The organism is Rhizobium sp. CF142 (genome assembly GCF_000281145.1).
Lineage (GTDB): Bacteria > Pseudomonadota > Alphaproteobacteria > Rhizobiales > Rhizobiaceae > Rhizobium.
On the sequence record NZ_AJWE01000045.1, the window covers coordinates 1 to 19730 of the forward strand.

General features: G+C 59.8%; 16 protein-coding genes. 5 read left to right on the top strand and 11 right to left on the bottom strand.

Going from position 1 to position 19730, the window contains the following annotated elements; all coding sequences use genetic code 11:
• Positions 1 to 63: 63 nt before the first annotated feature.
• The 5 genes from mce to PMI11_RS12070 form a co-directional block, all read right to left on the bottom strand.
• Positions 64 to 465 carry a methylmalonyl-CoA epimerase gene (mce, locus tag PMI11_RS12050; RefSeq protein WP_007817164.1) on the bottom strand — a complete coding sequence of 134 codons (402 nt, stop codon included), beginning with the start codon at positions 463 to 465 and terminating at the stop codon, positions 64 to 66.
• Positions 466 to 641: 176 nt separating this feature from the next.
• Complete coding sequence (locus tag PMI11_RS12055) at positions 642 to 1262, bottom strand: DUF2889 domain-containing protein (protein ID WP_007817166.1); 621 nt, start codon at positions 1260 to 1262, stop codon at positions 642 to 644.
• A gap of 55 nt (positions 1263 to 1317) precedes the next feature.
• The gene (locus PMI11_RS12060) at positions 1318 to 2370 is read right to left on the bottom strand and encodes an NAD(P)-dependent alcohol dehydrogenase (protein ID WP_007817168.1); all 1053 of its coding nucleotides are present in this window, start codon (positions 2368 to 2370) and stop codon (positions 1318 to 1320) included.
• A 102-nt stretch (positions 2371 to 2472) separates the two neighbouring features.
• The gene (locus PMI11_RS12065) at positions 2473 to 3642 is read right to left on the bottom strand and encodes an iron-containing alcohol dehydrogenase family protein (RefSeq protein WP_007817169.1); all 1170 of its coding nucleotides are present in this window, start codon (positions 3640 to 3642) and stop codon (positions 2473 to 2475) included.
• 15 nt (positions 3643 to 3657) lie between these two features.
• A complete protein-coding gene (locus tag PMI11_RS12070; protein ID WP_007817171.1) occupies positions 3658 to 5238 on the bottom strand; it encodes a class I adenylate-forming enzyme family protein in 1581 nt (526 codons plus the stop codon).
• A gap of 399 nt (positions 5239 to 5637) precedes the next feature.
• On the opposite strand from PMI11_RS12070, the gene PMI11_RS12075 reads away from it, so the two are divergent.
• A complete protein-coding gene (locus PMI11_RS12075) occupies positions 5638 to 6870 on the top strand; it encodes a 3-hydroxyacyl-CoA dehydrogenase (protein WP_007817173.1) in 1233 nt (410 codons plus the stop codon).
• A 1-nt stretch (position 6871) separates the two neighbouring features.
• Positions 6872 to 8056, top strand: a complete 1185-nt coding sequence (locus PMI11_RS12080) for an acetyl-CoA C-acyltransferase (protein ID WP_007817175.1) — start codon at positions 6872 to 6874, stop codon at positions 8054 to 8056.
• 91 nt (positions 8057 to 8147) lie between these two features.
• Here the strand turns inward: PMI11_RS12080 and PMI11_RS12085 are convergent, their stop codons facing one another.
• Entirely contained in the window at positions 8148 to 9404 is a 1257-nt protein-coding gene (locus PMI11_RS12085; protein WP_244430559.1) for a LysR family transcriptional regulator, read from the bottom strand.
• On the opposite strand from PMI11_RS12085, the gene PMI11_RS12090 reads away from it, so the two are divergent.
• Positions 9385 to 10122 (top strand): enoyl-CoA hydratase/isomerase family protein, encoded by a 738-nt coding sequence (locus PMI11_RS12090; RefSeq protein ID WP_244430560.1) that lies wholly within the window; start codon positions 9385 to 9387, stop codon positions 10120 to 10122. The genes PMI11_RS12085 and PMI11_RS12090 overlap by 20 nt on opposite strands.
• A gap of 102 nt (positions 10123 to 10224) precedes the next feature.
• Positions 10225 to 11322, top strand: a complete 1098-nt coding sequence (locus tag PMI11_RS12095; RefSeq protein WP_007817181.1) for an amidohydrolase family protein — start codon at positions 10225 to 10227, stop codon at positions 11320 to 11322.
• A gap of 56 nt (positions 11323 to 11378) precedes the next feature.
• Here PMI11_RS12095 and PMI11_RS12100 read toward each other — a convergent pair whose 3' ends face one another.
• The gene (locus tag PMI11_RS12100; RefSeq protein ID WP_007817183.1) at positions 11379 to 13133 is read right to left on the bottom strand and encodes an acyl-CoA dehydrogenase family protein; all 1755 of its coding nucleotides are present in this window, start codon (positions 13131 to 13133) and stop codon (positions 11379 to 11381) included.
• 211 nt (positions 13134 to 13344) lie between these two features.
• On the opposite strand from PMI11_RS12100, the gene PMI11_RS12105 reads away from it, so the two are divergent.
• Entirely contained in the window at positions 13345 to 14841 is a 1497-nt protein-coding gene (locus PMI11_RS12105; protein WP_007817185.1) for an aldehyde dehydrogenase family protein, read from the top strand.
• A 100-nt stretch (positions 14842 to 14941) separates the two neighbouring features.
• Here the strand turns inward: PMI11_RS12105 and PMI11_RS12110 are convergent, their stop codons facing one another.
• The 4 genes from PMI11_RS12110 to PMI11_RS12125 form a co-directional block, all read right to left on the bottom strand.
• Positions 14942 to 16357: an aldehyde dehydrogenase family protein gene (locus PMI11_RS12110; RefSeq protein WP_007817186.1), complete on the bottom strand. Its 1416-nt coding sequence runs from the start codon at positions 16355 to 16357 to the stop codon at positions 14942 to 14944.
• A 175-nt stretch (positions 16358 to 16532) separates the two neighbouring features.
• Positions 16533 to 17363: an IclR family transcriptional regulator gene (locus PMI11_RS12115; RefSeq protein ID WP_007817188.1), complete on the bottom strand. Its 831-nt coding sequence runs from the start codon at positions 17361 to 17363 to the stop codon at positions 16533 to 16535.
• On the bottom strand, positions 17363 to 17581 hold the full coding sequence (locus tag PMI11_RS12120; RefSeq protein ID WP_007817190.1) for a hypothetical protein: 219 nt from the start codon (positions 17579 to 17581) through the stop codon (positions 17363 to 17365). The genes PMI11_RS12115 and PMI11_RS12120 overlap by 1 nt, the downstream gene beginning before the upstream one ends.
• Before the next feature lie 387 nt (positions 17582 to 17968).
• Positions 17969 to 19318, bottom strand: a complete 1350-nt coding sequence (locus tag PMI11_RS12125; RefSeq protein ID WP_007817192.1) for an MmgE/PrpD family protein — start codon at positions 19316 to 19318, stop codon at positions 17969 to 17971.
• Between the last annotated feature and the right edge of the window lie 412 nt (positions 19319 to 19730).

Below are 19730 nucleotides of genomic sequence, written 5' to 3' on the forward strand. Positions count from 1 at the left end.
TGCTCTCGCGTTCCGGCAGCTCGCGCACATCTGAGATCAATTCATTCGCCAAGACGCTCGGCCTCACATTTGCTGGAATTCGACCAGCGCACCCTGAAAATCATCTGGGTCCACAAAAATTACCGGTTTGCCAAGCGTCCCCGTTTCGGGGTCGTGCGCTCCAAGAATCCTGCAATTCTCGCTCTCAAGCAGCTTTGTTGCTGCATTGATGTCCTCGACCTCGAAACAAAGATGGTGGATTCCTCCGCGTGGATGGCGTGCGAGATAGTCGGCAATCGGAGAGGTCGGTCGGATGGGATGAAGCAATTCAATCTTGGAATTGGGAAATGAGACGACGACCACGCAGACCCCCTCTTCCGCGCGGATCTGCGGCTCTGAAATCCGTCCACCGAGCCGCTCGTAACGCGCCGCAGCCTTGTCGAGGTCCGGAACGGCAATGGACACATGATTAAGCCAAGTGATCATTGTTCCTCACAGATGCGCCCCCTTGGACGCCGTGAGCCACGGCATAAACTCCGTTGCTCGTTGTTTTTGTGGCAAGGTGTAGACCGCCACGCATCCCTCTTCGGCGCAGTCACGACGCCACCAGGCAATCTGCGTTCCCCGCCAGTCAAGCGTAAACCCGCCAGTCAGCTGCCTTGTCATTCTCCCGACGCTTGAGGCGCTTTTTCAGCAGAACGGCCCTCATAGTGTTCCGGCCATTTTTCACGCACGAGGCTCTCGGCGGCGCTATAGGCGAAACAGCTGTTGATCTTGAGCGGGCGACCGTTCGCATCTCTGTCAACCTCGCCATGCTGTCGCCTGGCGCTTAAAGTCTGGAATGCCACCGTCGCCATCGGTCCGAGCAACTGGACGAGATGGACACAGCTTCCGTGAGTGGTGAGGCGCTCCCTTATCCTGGCGCTCCATCCAGATGTCATCCGCAACCCGACGAGCGACTGCAGCGCATCGCCGCCGGCGCCACAGATCGAGTAAGGCGCAGCGTCCGTGAAGGTTTCGAGGGCGTGAACCCTGAGGTCCGAATCGAAGACGAGCCTCACGCCCATGTCGTGAAGCGCCTCTCCGGCGGGAATAGAGCGATCGCCAAGCAAGGCCTGAAAAGCATAGGACTTGCGATCGGTCACCCGGCCCTCAACTTCGAAAAGTCCGTCACTGCGCATCAAGCCGCGCATCTGAATGCTGCGATCATGAAGCTCTTGTCGTGTTATCTGCTCTGTCATCACCTTATCCACACACTCTAGGCCCGTCCGCAGGACACGCATGTCAGTTTTAACGCCTCGGACGACGGTCCGTTGTGATGTTGAACGGCGAGGGTCTTCATTTTGGCTGTTGCGCGATGGTTGCAGCATCAATGACGAAGCGATAGCGGACATTACCTGCGGCAAGCCGTTCGAAAGCCTCGTCAATCTCGTCGGCGCCGATGATTTCGACTTCGGCATTGATATTGTTGGCGGCGCAGAAATCGATCATTTCCTGCGTTTCGGGAAGTCCGCCGCTCAACGTACCCGAGAGCGACCGCCGGTTGGCCAACAGGACCGCTGCGGCGACCGAAAGTGGCTTTTCCGGGATGCTCAGGTTGACGAACGTGCCGCCGACATCGAGCAGCGCAAGGTAGGCATCGAGATCGATATTTGCGGGGACGGTCGAGATGATCAGGTCGAACGAGGAAGCAAGTTCGCGCAAACTTGCCGTGTCCCTGGTGACGCGAAAGCATTGAGCGCCAAGGCGCAGGGCATCCTGTCGCTTTGTCCCATCTAGTTCAAGCACAGTCGTATGGGCACCGAGAGCTTTTGAAATCTGAACACCGAGATGTCCGAGCCCACCGAGCCCGATGATGGCGACACGTTTTCCAGGACCGGCGCCCCAATTGCGCAGTGGTGAATAAAGCGTAATTCCCGCGCAAAAGAGCGGCGCTGCATTTGCAAGCGGAATGGCATCCGGGATCCTGACGACAAAGCGCTCATCGACCACGATCTTTTCGCTGTAGCCACCCTCGGTCATCCGACCGTCCCGCCCGAGCTGGTTGTATGTCAACACGCGGCTGGCGCAATATTGCTCCTGCCCCGACTGGCACCGGCTGCAGGTGCGGCACGAATCGACGAGATTTCCGACACCGACCCGATCGCCGACCGAAAAGCGTGTGACGTTGCTGCCAACCGCGGAGACGACACCGGCGATCTCGTGACCAGGCACCATAGGATAGACCGATTTGCCGCGTGTGGCGCGGGCATGATCGATGTCGGAATGGCAGATCCCGGCATAGGCGATGTCGATCAGCACGTCGGCATCGCCAAGATCGCGGCGCTCGATCATCGTCGCTTCAAACCGCGACTGCGGTCCGCAGACGCAACGCGCATGGCTCAGGATCATGACCTAATACACTCCTATTTCCATTCGTCCCGGTTCCGCTGGAATGGCTCCCGTCATGGATCGGGCGAGAAGACCATTGCGGATTGCCTCCCATACATCCCGTCACCAAGCCTCGTCGAGTAACGTGTAGATCTGCTCGGCGTCGGTGACCTTTCTGGGATTTCCTCCCAGGAACCAATCTCCCATGCTCGCAAACGCAATCTCCTGCAGATGTTCGCTCGGGACCTTCAGGTCTCGCAGCCGCGTCGGAGCGCCTGCTTCGGAAAGGATGCGGCGCGTTTCGCCGAGCACTGCGTCGAGGACGCCAGGCCCGGTTTGCGTCAGCGACATTGCGGCTGCAACCTTCGACAGTCCCGCCGGAGCGGAATCTGCATTGAAACGCAGGACATAGGGAAGAACAACGGCATTGACGAGCCCGTTGTCGACCTCGTGGCGTGCACCGATCGCGTGCCCCAGAACGGTGGTGATGCCGGCACCGGTGTGATCCGTCCCCTGCCCGCACAAGACGGCAGCGAGCGCCAGATCCCCTCTGCGCTGTGCGGTGTCGTCGGTCGGCAGCTTTCTGATATTGGAGCCGGACAAGCGGATTGAATGCATCAACAGAGCGTCGGCGATCGGATTGCCATTTCTGGAGACGAGGCCCTCGACGGCCGTTGCAAAGGTGTTGATCGACGCATTGATGACAAGCGAGCGCGGTGCTGACATCAGCATTGTCGGATCATAGAACACAGCCTGGGCCCGCGTCTTTGGATCAAACAGCGCCAGTCGGTCGCCGGTCTCCGGGTCAAAAAGCGCGCTGCCAGCCTTGACCGATGCGGTTGCCGGTGTGGTCGGGACGACGAATTGTGGAAGCTTTGGCGCCATCAATTTCGGGCTCTTCAGTCCACCGCTGCCGTCGCGCACGGTGCACAAGCTACGCACGTCGGTCCCTTCCGCCAGCAAGATCGCCGCCGCCCGGCTCGTCACGATCACCGATCCCCCGCCGACGGCAACGACAGCGTCGGCCTCCAGCCGCCGGAGCTCATCGGCAGCCTCAATGACCGAAGGGATCGGGCTGTGCGCCAGCGTTCCGGTATAGATGCCTGCCAGGCGATCACCGACCGCCGCGCGGATGCGCTCGAGGAGGACACCCTCCAAGAAGGGGCCGGAGAAAATCACTGCCCGTTTGCACCCGAGTCGGTCGAGTTCCGCCCCCAGGCGGCGCAGGCTGTCATCACCGTGGAAAAGACGCAGTGGCGAATTGATGAATTGGAAATTTTCAATGGTGCTCATTTGTCCTAGCCTCCCTTAGGCTCCGAGTTCCTGTCGAAAGCGCGCGCTGATCGCCATCTTGTCGACCTTCCCCGTATGATTGGTCGCAAGCGGCTCCTGCTGAAGCTTCCAGCGGGTCGGAACTGCAAAGGATGAGACTTTGCCGCGAATGTCCTGAAGCAGCCTGTCGACGGTGAGGCTATCGTCGTCGACGACGACAACGGCCATCACTTCCTCGCCGAGATCGGCGTGCGGGATTCCAAAGACGACCACCTCGCTGACGCCGGGGACGGTCATCAGAGCCCTTTCCACCGCCACGGGGGCGATGTTTTCCCCTCCCCGGATGATCATGTCCTTGCTGCGGCCGGTAATCCAGAGGTTGCCCTTTTCGTCCAACCGCCCGAGGTCGCCGGTGTGCAGCCAGCCCTCCGCATCGATCGGTGACTGATCAAGTCCATAATAACCGCTCATCTGCGTTGGAGATCGCAAGAGGATTTCTCCGTCCGGCAGTCCGTCATGGGCAAGGAAGCCGATTTCAACACAGGGCAACGGCTTGCCGGTTGATCCCAGCTGATCCAGGGCCTCAGACCCTGCCGCCGCCGTCGCCTGACCGCCATTTTCCGTCAGGCCGTAGCCGGTCGGGATACGGGGACTGACGCTCGGCAGGCCTATCCGCATGCGCTGCATCAATTCGGCGTGCACCGGCGCACCGCCAATGCTGATAGACTTCAGGCTGCTGAGATCGTAGGAGGCAAGATCAGGCTGGTCGAGGACGCGCGAAACCATGGTCGGAACGGCGTTCCATCGTTTGATCTTATGACGCTCGATCAGCCGAATGACGTCAAGCGGATCATACCTGCCCTTCGACAGGACCAGCGTATCACCGACAATGATGGCGCGCAGCAGCGTCTGCATGCTACCCACATGGAACAACGGCCCGGTAATCAGGGTGATGTCGTGGGCCTCCGGCTTGACTTGATGGGGAAGCTTGCGGGTAATCTGCAACGTCATCTGGAGACGCGCCAGGATAGCCCGATGAGACAGGACCACTGCCTTGGGTGCACCGGACGTGCCCGACGTGAAGATGATGATCGCCGTCTCTTCCTCATTTCGATTGGCAACGCAGGCTTTTTTATTGATCAACTGCAGGTCAGCGCCTTTAGGATAGTCCCAGCTTGCGCAGTTCCATCCGGGCGGCATCTTGGCAAGCGCGCTGCTGTCCGCAAATGTCAGCACCGGTTCGAGCGCCTGCAGGCCGACGCCCAATTCATCCCGGCTCCACCACGTATTCGCAAGCACAGGCACGGCACCGGCGCACAGGCATGCCCAGAAATTCACCACCCATTGGGGGCTGTTCCATCCGAGCACAAAGACGCGGTCACCGTACGTAACGCCCTGGCTGCGTAATTGCGCCGCCTTCGCCGTGACGGCGCGCCTGAAGTCCGCATATGTCAGCGTCTCTTCATCTTGAACAATATAGGGGCGCTCGCCCCAGCGCCCGCAAAATTCCAAAACGTCGCTGACGCTGCGCGGGCGCTCGGAATACATGCGATACGGGATCCCATTCACATGTTCGACGCCGATCGTCTCGCCCCACTGGCCGGTTGCAGCTGTCATGATACGTTTTTCCTCCCGCTTGGAAGTCGTGTGGTCGGCGGCGCCTCCTGCGCCGTTCAATCGGCCAAAGCCCCGTGATCCAAGCCGCTTCAGGCTGTTGAGACGCAGGCATCAGGCCGTCGACCTTGACTGATGCGAGACGATAGGCCCGCCGATCCGGTCACGTCCAACCGGATTTTGTGGACGCGGTCATCGCGAGAATGAAAACCATGCCGATCTTTGCCGCCTTCATGAAACGTGGACACGGGGTTCGGAATTGCGCCATGGACGCGCGCGATTGCAGCCAAATACAGTCTCTCCACCATTCATGTGCCGAAAAGACCGGCCGGCCGAGGTTGCGCGCACCGCGACCGCTCGACGCCAGCAAGGCCATGAAGGTCGTTTGGCCGAGGAGATATTATGTCAAACACACAGCGCAATGTCGGCATCATCGGTGCCGGGACCATGGGAGGCGGAATAGCAATCGCTTTCGCCAATGCCGGATACGAGGTCCAGCTCGTGGACGTCAATGCGGACGCCTTGAAGCGTGGCATCGAGCGGATCCGCAGCTTTTACGAGGATGCGGTCAAGCGTGAGAAAATGTCTGCCCCAGACAGTGAGCGGCGATTTTCCAATATAACACCATCGACCTCGCTCGACGCCGTCTCCGCGTGCGGTCTCGTTATCGAAGCGGTCTACGAAGACCTTGCGCTCAAGTCGCGCATTGCCGCCGAACTTGCCGACATTTGCCCGCCCGATGCGATCCTGGCAAGCAACACGTCCTCGCTCGACATCAACCAGATCGCGCAGGCCTCCCGCCGGCCGGATCGGTTCGTCGGCATCCACTTTTTCAGCCCTGCGCACATCATGAAATTGGTCGAGGTCATACGTGGCAGCCAGTCGAGCCAGGGCAGCATCGACTTTGCTGTCGACGTGATGCGCGCGCTTGGCAAGGTCCCCGTGGTTTGCGGCGTCGGCTTCGGTTTCATCGGTAATCGCATGGCCGAACCTTATCTGCGTGAAGCAGAGGCGCTCATCCTGGAAGGGGCCACGCCGGAGCGGATTGATGCGGTCGCCCAATCCCCGGAGCTCCTCGGAATGGCGATGGGTCCGTGCCGCATGATGGATCTTGCCGGCAACGACATCGGAGCGAGCATCGTCGGCGAACGGGCGTCCGAAACGAACTTGCTCGACGACAAAAGCTATCGATGCATGGTGCGCGCATTGGCAGAAATGGGGTTCCTCGGCCAGAAGACGGGACGCGGATTTTACCGCTACGAGGGCCGCCAGCCGCTGGACGAACCGCAGACAATCGCCCTTGCGCTAGAACTGGCAAACCGGCACGGCATCAAGCGGAGGGACGATATTTCCGACGAGGAGATACTCCAAAGATTGTTGTTCTCGCTCATTAACGAGGGTTTTGAGGTCCTGCGCGAGGGTGTGGCGAACGACGAAGACGACATCGACGTTGTCTTCACCGCCGGCTTCGGCTTCCCCAAATTTCGTGGCGGCCCGATGACGATGGCCCGCAAGATCGGGCTCGGGACCATTCGCCGCCGTTTGGAAAGCTTCGCGCGGCAACACGGAGACCCCTACGGATACTGGACGGTGTCGCCGTTGCTGATCGAGCAGGCTCAAGTCGAGGAGAGATGATATGAGGGAAGCCGTTATCGTATCCTATGCCCGCACGCCGATCGGCCGAGCGTTTCGGGGCTCGTTGAACCGCACCCCGTCGCCTTCTCTTGCTGCCCACGCGATCTCGAACGCAATCGCGCGAGCCGGTATCGCACCTGACGAGGTCAATGATGTGATCGTCGGGTCAGTCTTGACGGCAGGAACAGCGGGCATGAACATTGCGCGACTGGCGGCGTTGGCCGCCGGCATGCCGGTAACCGTCCCTGGTCAGACAATCGACCGTCAATGCGCATCCGGGCTGATGGCGCTATCCATTGCTGCACGCCAGATCGTTGACGAACACATGGATATCGCAATCGCCGCTGGGCAGGATAATATTTCGGCCGTCCAGCGGGACTATTTCGCCGCTGTCGCTCACGATAAGGACCCTGCGGTAATCGCACGCGTGCCGAATGCCTATATTCCGATGCTGGAGACTGCCGAAGTCGTGGCCAGAAAATACAAGGTATCGCGCGAGGAGCAGGATGCCTATGCCCTGCAGTCGCAAACGCGTACCGCCGACGCCCAGCGTGCAGGCCGCTTTGACGACGAAATCGTTCCGATCACCACCACCATGGCGGTGATCGACAAGGACGGCAACGAGACCGATCGCCGGCTGGTCACTTTGTCGAAGGACGAGGGCAATCGACCGGAAACATCGGCGCAATCGCTTGCTGGTCTGAGGCCGGTCATCGAAAACGGCTGCGTGACAGCCGGCAATGCCAGTCAGTTGTCGGACGGTGCGGCCGCATGCGTGGTTGTCGAACGCGCTTTTGCCGAGCGCCGGGGTCTGCCGGTTCTCGGCATCTACCGGGGCATGAGCGTGGCTGGCTGCGCGCCCGAGGAAATGGGTATCGGTCCGGTACTGGCCGTCCCGAAATTGCTTCAACGACAGGGACTGTCGGTCGACGATATCGGTCTTTGGGAGCTCAATGAGGCCTTCGCCTGCCAGACTCTCTACTGCCGCGACACGCTCGGTATCGATCCCGATCGGTTCAACGTCAACGGCGGCGCCATTTCCATCGGCCACCCCTATGGCATGACCGGCGTGCGAACCGCCGGCCATGCCTTGCTTGAAGGACGACGCCGCGGCGTCCGGTATGTCGTCTCGACGATGTGCGTCGGCGGCGGCATGGGGGCGGCAGCGCTCTTTGAGATCACCTGAGCCTTGCAACCGCTTTGGCCCAGCCTCGGATCGAAGATCGATGCGACGATCAAGGCCTGCGGCGATCCTCCGCCGCCAGGCTGACGGTGGCTCAAGCCTTGGGCGCCTGCACGTCCCCAAGATCGCCGCCTTCCGTCGGCTCGATGGGCCAGATCGTTGCGGCAGCATCGACAAAAGCCTTGATGAGCGGATCGTTCTTGCGCGCAGTCTGATAGGCGATGCACAGGTCGGCTTGGGCGCGTGCGAGCGGCGAAATGGCAAGGTAGCCATCCTGTTCGCCCTGGAGCGCTTCGTCTTCGCGCACGATCATCAGGCCCGCTCCGGCTTTGAGCGCGGAAAATCCGACGGAAGAATTGTCGAAACACATGACGCTGTTAAGTGTCAGGCCCTTGTCCGCGAACATCTGCGCAATCATCGCGGAATAGGCAGAGCTCGACGTCGGCGTCAGCCACGGAAAAGCGGCGAGTTCGGTCCAGCCGGCCGCAACTACCTGGTCGCGCCAGGCCGCCGGTGCGGCGACCCTATAGTTCACGGTCGTCAGCTTGTGATAGGTAAAAGCACGGTCGGTCGGGACACAAAGCATCACGGCGACATCGATTTCACCGCTTGCAAGACCCTGTCGGGCGCTCGACGAGGGTCGCGCCATGATGTCGACGTTGACCAGAGGGTGCTTGGCGCGAAAACTTGTCAGCATCTCGCCGACGCGGGTTCCTGGCGCGCTGCTCGTGCCGAGCACCAGCCGTCCTTCGATCTGGCCGCGCAATTCACGCACGAATGATTTGAACAGCGCCTCCTGATTGAGCAATTCACGTGCTTTTTGCGCGACCAGTTCGCCGGCCCGCGTCAGTTCCAAGCTTCTGTTCGTGCGCACGAACAACTGTGTCCCCAACCGATCTTCCACAGCCCGCACGTGAGCACTTGCTGCAGACTGGCTCATGAAGAGCCGCTCGGCGGCCCGTGTCAAATGTTGCTCCTCTGCCACGACGACAAAGGTTCTAAGCTGTATGAGATCGATGAGCACTGTCTTTTGCCTCCCGGGGCATGATCGTTCGTAAAACTGGCAGACCACGTCCGAAAAATACGGTTGGACGGATCGGACGGTTTTTCGCATTCCTAACATAGACTGCAACATCGACGAGAGCAGCGACGCGTTCGGGGTCTTGGTTGCAGGGACTGGCATATCCATCGCGAACGACGACGCGCCGGGGACTGATCCGCCGCGCATGGCCACGCGATGCTTTTGATCGGCAAGCCACCGATATGTGACAAGAGGATTTATGATGAGCGATGAACTGGTATCCGTCTCCATCGTTGGGCCGGTCGCGACGATGACGGTGCGACGAGCCAATGCCCTGAATGCGCTTAATGCCGACGTCCTGGTGCAGTTGGAGGATGCCCTGGAACGCCTGTCGAATGATCAGACGGTCAGAGCCGTGCTCTTGACGGGCGAAGGCGACAAGGCCTTCATCGCCGGAGCCGACATACCGGAATTTCTGGAGGCAGGGCCGGCGGAAGCGCTCCTGATCGCCGGACGGATCAAGCGTGTGATTGATGCGATCGTGCGGCTTCCCAAGCCGGTTGTCGCCGTCGTCAACGGGTATTGCTTTGGTGGCGGCTTTGAAGTCGCTCTGGCCTGCGATCTGCGTATCGCCTGCAAACAGGCTCAGTTCGGTTTGCCGGAAATCAAACTCGGAATCATGCCTGGGGGCGGTGGCACGGTGCGCTTGACGAAGCTCGCCGGTGGCTCGGTTGCCCGCATGATGGCGATGACAGGGGATTCGATCTCTGCAGAGCGAGCCCATCAATTTGGCCTGGTCGCGTCCCTTCACGAGTCCGGAGAAGCATTGATGGATGCTGCCATGCTGCTCGCTGGCCGACTGGCCCTCCAGCCGCCGATTGCACTCGCTCAGCTCAAGTCCGCTCTTCAGATTGCGGCCGACGCTGACACTGAAACGGCTTGCCAGGCTGAGCTGAAGGCATTCGCGCTGTGCTTTTCGACCGCCGACAAGCGCGAGGGCGTGAGCGCTTTTCTTGAAAAACGAAAGCCCGTCTTCAAAGGGGCGTGAGCGGGTATTGTCGATGCGAGGCGGTCGCGGGCCTCGCGGGCGCTCAGGAGGAGGCGCATCGTTTTTTTGAGAATGTGGGTAAAATTCGGCTGGGAGGAGACCATGGTTGCAGGCCATCGACAGACCTACGAATATCGGGGAAATCAGCCTAAGGGCACACTTGAGCTTCTCGACTGGCATGCGGGATCGCCGGCTGTTGAGATTCTTGATCCGGCCTTGCCGATCCTCGACTGCCACCACCACCTGTTCGGCGCGCGATCGGATCGTCTCTTCTATCGCATGGAAGACATGCGCAGGGACGTGGCGAGTGGCCACAACATAATTGGCACCGTCTACGTGGAGGCGTATGAGTCCGGCTGGCGTCGCGGCGGTCCGACTGCCTTGCGCCCGGTCGGCGAAATCGAGATGATCGTCCAGCAAACTCCCGAGCCCCAGCTCGACAGGTGCAAGACCGCTGCGGGCATTGTCGGCCACGCGGATCTGACATTGGGCTCGGCCGTGGCCGAAGTGCTTGAGGCAGAAAAGGCCGCGGGGCTGGGTCGTCTGCGCGGGATCCGGTATCGTGTTGCCTGGGATGGTGGAACGATTGCGCGCGTTATCAATACGCAGCCGCCGCCGCACCTTTTGACCGATCCGAATTTTCGGCAGGGTGTCGCCTGCGTCGCTGCGGCGGGCCTGTGTTTTGAGACTTGGATTTATCACACGCAGATTCACGAACTCCTTTCCCTGGCCGACGCCTGCCCTGAGGTCACAATCGTTATTTGTCACCTTGCGACACCGATCGGTATCGGTGAATACAGACAGTGCGCCAGTGCGACCTTCGAGGGCTGGAAAGCAGGGATCTTGGAGCTTTCCAAACGCCAGAACCTTCGAGTGAAGCTTGGCGGTCTCGGCATGCCGGTTTTCGGCTTTGCCTTCGATGACCTGCTGCTGCCGCCGGGCGCGCGTCAATTGGCGGACGCCTGGGCGCCCTATCTGGATACGTGCATTGCAGCTTTCGGCACAGAGCGCTGCATGTTCGAAAGCAACTTTCCTGTCGACAAGCAGTCCTGTTCCTACGCGGAACTGTGGAATGCCTACAAGCTCTATTCGCACGGCCTTTCCGTCGATGAGCGCGCTAATCTGTTTTATCGGACGGCCTGTTCCACGTACCAGCTCAAAGAAATGCGGGCGATCGGCGACAATGCCATGGGGTGTTGATGCTCTGATCGCAAGGGATGCCCGCGTGGCGCTAAAGCCTAGCGGGCGGATTGGTCTCAGGCCGCCGCATCCATCACATCAGCCTTGAGAGCCGAATCTGCGATGTCGGCCAGGATGGATGCTTTCGGCAGCATTCGATCCATGAAGAAGCGGGCGGTTTGCGCCTTGCCGTCCCAACAGGCGTCATCGCTCATAGCCCCGTTTGCGGCGATCTTGACCCACATCCATCCGAGCGAGACATGCGCAAAGTGGCGCAGAATGTCGGTTGCATAGCCACTGAGCTGCGAAAGATCGCCCGATCGCCGATTGACGCCATCCGTCAATGCTTCGAGTTTTTCGAGAGCGACCGAGAGCTTTTCGGCGAGCGACGCTGCAGCATCGACCGAGGCGGCTGCTTTCAGATCGGCGCGGACAAGCGCGTAGAAGTCACGGGCGATCGCTCCGCCGTCGGCCGTCAGTTTTCGCGACAGCAAATCGAGTGCCTGCACGCCGTTGGTACCTTCATAGATCTGGGTGATGCGGGCATCACGAACATATTGCTCCATTCCCCATTCCACGATGTAGCCGTGGCCGCCGAACACCTGCTGAGCGGTGACGGTTGCTTCAAATCCGAGATCGGTGAAAGCTGCCTTGACGACGGGTGTCAGCAATTCGACGAAGCCGTTGGCCTTCTTGCGGATCACAGGCTCCGGATGGCTTGCCGCAATATCCATCTGTAGCGCCACCCATACGGCCAGCGCCCTGCCCGCCTCGACGAAGGATTTTCCTTCCAGCAGCATTCGACGGACATCGGCATGCTCTACGATCGCGACCGGCGCGCGGGTTCCGTCCGACGACCGCCCTTGCAGGCGATCCTCGGCATAGCGCCTTGCTTTCTGACCCGCAATCTCTGCGACGCCAAGACCCTGGATGCCGACGAACAGTCGCTCGGCATTCATCATCGTGAACATTGCATTGAGGCCGCGCCCGGCTTCGCCCAGCAGCCATCCAGTTGCGCCTTCATAACTCATCATACAGGTCGGCTGCGCATGAATTCCCATTTTATGCTCGAGAGACGCGACGGTGAAGCGATTGCGCTCGCCGCATTCGCCCTCGCTGTTCAACAGGAATTTCGGCACGAGGAAAAGACTGATCCCTTTGACCCCTTGAGGTGCGTCAGGCAATCTGGCGAGAACGAGATGGATGACATTGCCGCCGAAATCGTGATCGCCCGAGGAGATGAAGATCTTCGTTCCGGTGATACCATATGTCCCATCCCCGCGCGGTAGCGCTTTTGTGGTCAAAAGACCGAGATCCGTTCCTGCACCGGCCTCGGTCAACGCCATTGCGCCCGACCATTCGCCCGAGATCATCTTCGGCAAGTAGGCGGCTTTCAGTGCATCGGATCCATGATGGCCGATCGCCTCGACTGCGCCGCGTGTCAGGCCCGCAAACAGGCCGAAAGACAGGTTTGCCGACGACAGCATCTCATCGAAAAGGATCTGGATCACGCGCGACAGCCCCTGGCCGCCATAGTCGATGTCTGCAGACACCGTTGTCCATCCCGCTGCCGCAAATGCACGGTATGCATTCGCCATGCCCGGCGGGGTCGTTACGGAACCGTCGAGCAAGGTGCAGCCATGCTTGTCCCCGACCGCGTTCAACGGCTCGAGCACTTCGGCGCAAAACTTGCCGGCCTCGCTTAAAATATCGACGGCGAGGTCGCTGTTGATTTCGCTGAAATTCGGCAACGCCGCCATCTGCGCGTCGAAATCGAGAACGTGGCGCAACAGAAAATCGATCTCCTCGATGGGCGGGGTATAGGCTGGCATTCTAGTTCCTCTCTTCGAAAAAATCGGCTTTGGTATCTCCCGACCTTCTGCGCCAGCCTGCTAAAAGCGCGGCCACGCCAGCGTCGGCGCAACACGCAGAAATCATTTAGATCATATATCGCATTTACATCAGCCCTGCCATCTTTTATTCAATAAAGAACAAGGTGGCTCGACGTGGAGGTGGAGCCGGAATATCAACGAGGAGGCTGACTTGACACCCGACACCATTCATTCAGTGCGCGACAGGCTCAACATTCGTTCGGGACGGCTGTTTATCGACGGCAAGTGGTTGGAGTGGGACGGACCCCGTTTCGACCAGATCAATCCAACCCTCAACGAAGTGATCGCCAGCTTCCCGGAGGCCGGCAAGCGCGGTGTCGATCTTGCAGTTGCGGCTGCAAGAAAGGCATTCGACGCAGGCCCGTGGCCGACGATGCCGGCCCATGATCGCAAACGCATACTCCAGCGGATCATTGAACGTGTCTACGCCGCGGAGGAGGAGCTGGCACAACTGCAGACGCTCGACAATGGTATCCCCTACACGTTCAGCCGGAACTCGCGCGCGTCAGGAAAGGCCGCGGCCGAAACACTTGATCATTTTGCCGGCTGGGCCGACAAGCTGACGGGAGAGACCTATCCGCAATTCTCGTCGGCTTCGAACATGCATTACATGTCGTTCCGTGAGCCCGTCGGCGTCGTCGCTGCGATCCTGCCCTGGAACGTGCCGCTCAGCATGTTCGCGAAAAAGGTAGGGCCGGCCCTTGCGAGCGGCTGCACGGTCGTGGTGAAGCCCTCGGAAAACACCAATCTGGCGCTCACGCGTCTGGCCGAGATTTTCGGCGAGAGCGATCTGCCTGCCGGTGTCTTCAATTTCGTTACCGGCGCCGGTGAGACCGGCGAGGCGCTTGCCACGCATGCCGGCATCGACAAGGTCAGCTTTACCGGCAGCACAGCCGTCGGCGAACGCATCGTCGCGGCAAGCGGTTTCAACATGAAGCGATTGTCGCTGGAGCTCGGCGGCAAGAGCGCGGGGATCATCTTCCCAGACGCACGCAGCGTCCAAGCGTCGGCAAAGGGCTTGATGGCCCTGTCGTCGACCTTCCTGTCCGGCCAGGTCTGCACCACCCCAAGCAGGGCGATTGTCCATCAGTCCATCTTCGATGAGTTTGTCCACTATGCTGGCGAGCAGGTGAAATCGGTGCGTTTTGGAGATCCCTTCGATCCCGCAACGACTTCGGCGCCGTTGATCAACAAGCGTCAGATGCAGCGTGTCCTGGGTTACGTGGCAAGCGGCGTCGAGGAGGGCGCCACTCTCGTCTTCGGGGGCGATGCGGCCACCGATTTGCCCGGCAATTGGGTGAACCCGGCGCTCTTTATCAACGTCAACGGCGGCATGACAGTTGTGCGGGAAGAAATCTTTGGACCCGTGCTGACCGCTACGCCGTTCGAGACCGAAGAGGAGGCGATCCGCATTGCCAACGAAAGCGAATACGGCCTGTCTGGAACCGTATTTACAACGGACGTGACGCGGGCGTTCAGGGTCGCTCAAAAGATCCGGTCAGGGACGATCGGCATCAACGGTTTTGCCAGCGTCGCAAATGCGCCGATGGGTGGCGTCAAACGCTCCGGCATCGGTCGCGAAGGCGGCTTTCCAGGCATCGAGGCTTTTACCGAACTCAAGACGGTCAATTTCAATCTCGACGTCTGAAAGAGGGGATGACGCCTGAGCACTTGCCTCTAGCACTGATGACATGAAGAAGCCCACGGCTTTCACCGTGGGCTTTCTCTGGACCGCTATCCTGTCATGCTCAGCTGTAGACGGCTCTATATTCAAGGAACTCCTCGACGCCGACGCGACCCCATTCCCGTCCGACGCCCGAGAGTTTGAAGCCACCATGGACGCCGCGCTTGTCGAGCGCGCCGCCATTGACGCGCACACGCCCCGTGCGCAGCCGGTCGGCGACGCGATAGGCACGGTTGGTGTCCGCCGACCAGACGGCACCGGCCAACCCGTAGCTGCTGTCATTGGCGATCCGGATCGCATCTTCCTCGTCATCAAACGGTATGATGACGATCACTGGCCCAAAAATCTCCTCTTGTGCGAGACGGCTCTTGTTGTCGCCGGAAAAGATCGTCGGACGCACGTAGTAGCCGCTGTGAAGCCCTTCCGGCATGTCAGGTCCGCCCGTCAGCAGGCGAAGACCTTCCTGAACTCCGACATTGATGTAGTTTCGCACGCGATCGTGCGCGGCGCGGGTGGACAAGGGGCCAAGGGTCGTCTTCGGGTCGAAAGGATCACCGATCACCAATGCCTCGGCAGTGGTTCTGGCCAGCGCCTCCGCATCCGCCAGACGGGCGCGCGGCACGAGCATACGCGTCAGGGCACCGCAAGCCTGGCCGGCATTGCGTGTGGCATCTTCGATGCCATCGCGAACGGCGTGTTCGAAATCGACATCCTCGAAGATGATGTTGGCCGACTTGCCGCCAAGTTCGAGGTGAACACGCTTGACACCGGCCGATGCCAGTTCCATGACCCGCCGCCCGGCGCGAACGGAGCCTGTTAGGGACACCATGTCGACGAGTGGGTGCGAAACGATCACCTCTCCGACTTCGGGGCCTGTGCCTGACACCATGTTGAAGACACCTGCAGGCAATCCGACTTCGTCGCACATTTCAGCGAAGATGTAAGCGGTCAGGGGAGCGACTTCCGACGGCTTCAAAACCGTCGTGCATCCCGCACCGATTGCCGCACCTGCCTTGGAAATAATCGACCGGAGTGGCCCGTTCCACGCAGTGATCGCGCCGAGGACGCCTGAGGGCACGCGCTTGACCATTGTCGTGCCGATCTGTTCCGTCCACTGAATCTCGCCGAGAACTTCGGCGATGAGATCAAGTTCCTCGACGGCGCCTTCGACCTGAGACTTGCGGCAGAGCGTGATCGGATAGCCGAGCTCGGTCACCATCGTGTTGGTGATTTCCTCTGAGCGCTTTTCGGTCAGGCGCGCAAGTTTGCGAAAATATGCGGCTCTTTCTTCGACCGGCGTCTGCGACCAGGCAGGAAACGCCCTGGCGGCGGCCTCGGCCGCCTTGTCGACGTCTGCAGCCACACCTTTGGGAACCGTTGCGATCGGCTGTTCAGTGACGGGATTCGTCACGGTCAGCACCTCGCTTGACAGGGATGGAATCCACTGCCCGTCGACATAGTTGTTCTTGTATTCGATCATTGGAGATCCCTGCTTTTGAACCATTCACAAAAGACCAGCGTCTTGGTGACCGGCGGTGGCCGGCGAAAGTCTTCTGCCCTTGGCGGCGGTCATAGACACGTTTTCGCCAACCGACAAAACACTGACATATATTCAAATCATTTAGATGAATGTCAATGGCGACGTGCCCGGCACGTTAGTTGATCTTGTCTCTGCGCCCCTGATTGCGTAGCTCGAATTCGCCGACGCGTTCGAGAAGGAGGTCGCCGAGAGCTTGCTTTCGAGGTTGCAGTTCTTCCGTCGGACCGACAAGCGTGATCGATGCGACGGCAGTGCTGGATCCTGCCCGAAACGCGGTCGCGATCGCAAAACGCGATCCGTTCCTGCGGACGTTCGTCGCCAGGCGTGTTCGTCTGATCGTGTCGAACTCGTCCAGAAAGTTGGACACGAGCTGCGGCTCCAACCCCTTGTGTCGTCGCAGATAGACATCGCGCTCCGCCTCCGGCTGCATCGCGAGCAGTGCCTTGCCGCCGGAAGTCGCAAGCAGGTTGCGGCGGATATTTGTCTTGGCGTCAAATCCCGAAACCGGATCACTACCATGTTCTGCGACATAGATCAGGTGGTCGCCCGCCTGGACGCCGACGAAAACCGCAACGCCGGCCTCTCGATGAAGCGCCACCAGATCGGCATGGGTAACGACGCCAGCGCGGATATAGCCACTGGCGAGCGTCAGCCCGTAGACTGCCGCCCCGAGATAGTAGCGTCCGCTATCTTCATGCAACCAGCCTGTCGTCAGAAGACCGCGCACAAATCCGTGGACGGAGCTCTTGGCAGCGCCAACGGTCCTGACGAGCTCACCGAAGGTCATTCCTGGATTATAGACGACGGCTTCCAGGATTTGTGTGACCCGATCGATCGTCCGGTGACCCTGCAATTCGTCGATTGCGGCTGGGGGCGTGATGGATTTTCCTTCATCGACGGATTGCTCCAGAGCAATCTCGCTTCCCGATGATTTCAACATGCCCATCAAGAATAGCGATGCTGGAGGCTTGTGGACGCGTTCGATTCGCCGGTTTCGAGCAACGCCTGGCGGCCGTCCTGGTTGGCAGCCTGTGCCCGCTTGCGACTGACCGACTCCTGAATACACCAGCTGCTGAGCAAGTTAAGTGCGGACCAGCCGCAATTGAAATCAGGCGCGGGCTGTCCTGCTTGGCTCTGCTTGGTCGAGGTCTTGAGATACTGCATGTCTTCCTCCCATTCGAAAGCACCATGTGTTGAGATCGCTCGCCTGCCCCCCGCACGTGGCCGCAGCCGCGGCGTGAGCGATTTGCCATGCGATCCTGCATTGCAACGGAAGGCTTCGGGGCATCCTCCAAAGTCAGCCGGCAATCTCGAGCGCCTCTCCTCTTAGGTCTGTTCGTATATACGAACTAGAAGTCGGGATTGCGAACGCAGTCTGTTCCTTGATGCACAGGAAGTCAAGCCAAGATGCAAGATCTCAAGCGTGCTGGCCGTCAACAATAGGCTTTGAAGGCATCCTCCCGTCCTTGCGGCACGAGCGAAAAAAAGCGCCGCAGCCCAGAGGGCGCGGCGCGCGAGGTGTGGAAGTGCAACAGCTGCGAGCGACGAAAATTAAACCATGATGCCGCCAAAGGCGCGCGATAGCGTCGCGACGTCGTCGAGTTCGTCCAGGCCTTGCGCGACGGCCAGTGCAGCCCCTACGTCGCATCCGGGCAGGGCGTCACGCCACTTTTCAGAAAGATCGTCCCAGGTGACATCCCCGCGTTGACTGTGCCCGCGCGGATGATCGACACGCATCGAAAATCTCTCGCCCGTCTTCAGTCCGATCGTCACCTTTGCGCCCCGTCCGTTTGGCTGATCGCGCTGAAGGTCCTGATCCGCCTCGACCGAGATCAACGCGCGAATGCGCTGGAACGTCGGATCCTCCAAAACTGCGGGGAACGGCAAGTCGGTCAGCCCTATGCCACCGAGCGCAACGGCCGCAGACACCATGTCTTGGACGCAGATATTGTGCATATGGCGGTTGTCGACCACCCGCATTGCGTTTTCCGGCATACCGACACGCAGCGAACTGATCGCCTCGGCCTCAATCTCGTGTTCTCTCATCAGCGTCAGGGTCGCTTCCACGGGCGTGTGGATCGGATAGCCGGCATTGAAGAATTTGAAATTGGCACCGTCGACAGAAAATTCCTGGCCGAGACCCCGTGTGAGAATGTCACGACCGTGCCCGAGCCCCCAGGCATCGAGCACGCCCTGTTTTCCACCGAGGATATCTTCATTGCCTTCCAGTCCTGCCGCTGACATCAGGGCGGCGCTGATGCCGGCAAAGGCAAACTGGCCGTTGCAGAAGGATTTGCTGATGTGGCGTTTCTCGGAAAACAGCGCATAGGGGCCGTTCGTCTGAAACGATACGAGCGCCAGGGCATGGGCATGACGCACTGCGTCGAGACGAAGAAGGCGGGCCGCGGCTGCGGTCGCGCCATAGGCGTAAAGAAAGCAGCTGGTCAGGCCATGCCTGTCACGCACGATAAAGGTTCCGCCACACGCCCCAACGGCCCGTGCGCCGATATCATACCCGAGCGTGACTGCATTGATGAGCTCCGAACCTGGCGCCCTTTGGCGTTCTGCCAGTGCCATGGCCGCATGCACGATTGAGGCGCCAGGATGGCCGCCGACGACATGGGCACCATCCACCTCTTCGCCATGGCCAGCCGTGCCGTTTGCAAGGGCTGCATAGGCTGCCGGCAGACGGATATTGCTGCCGTAAACCAGCGCTTCCGGCTGACCGCCAAGGCTGATTGCATATTGCGCCGACAGACTGCCCGCAGCACTGCGGCGTCCGAAATAGGCGCAGGCAAGCTCGTCGAAAATGATCTTTTTCGTACGCTCGCGGATCGCCTGCGGCAAAGCGTCCATTGTGGTGGCGGCCGAGTATTGCGCGACTTGGGATGTTGTTGTCATCGTTACGATCTCCTCCCGAGACAGGTGAGTAAGGACTGCTGCTTCAAGCAATTGACGGATGCGTCGCACGGTCGTCGTGCTTAAAATCATATAGATGATTTATATCATTTTTCGTTCGACGAAAAGTGATTTTGTCGAACATGTTCCTCGGAAAGCGATTTTCGCGGTGCCCGAATACGCGGCCATAGGGGCGCGCGTGACCATCCAACACATGTTTGTGTAGGGGACGTTTCGAAGCAATTCATATAAATCATTTGACACGAGGCGAAACTGTCCCGATCATTGGGCAGCTAAGATTTCGGCCTGCCGCGTCCGGAAGGGCGTGGGTACGGATCTGGAAGAAAAGTTTGAAGAACGGATCTGGAGGAAGACCGTATGGGAACTCTGACAACAGCTACCGCAACCTCGATTA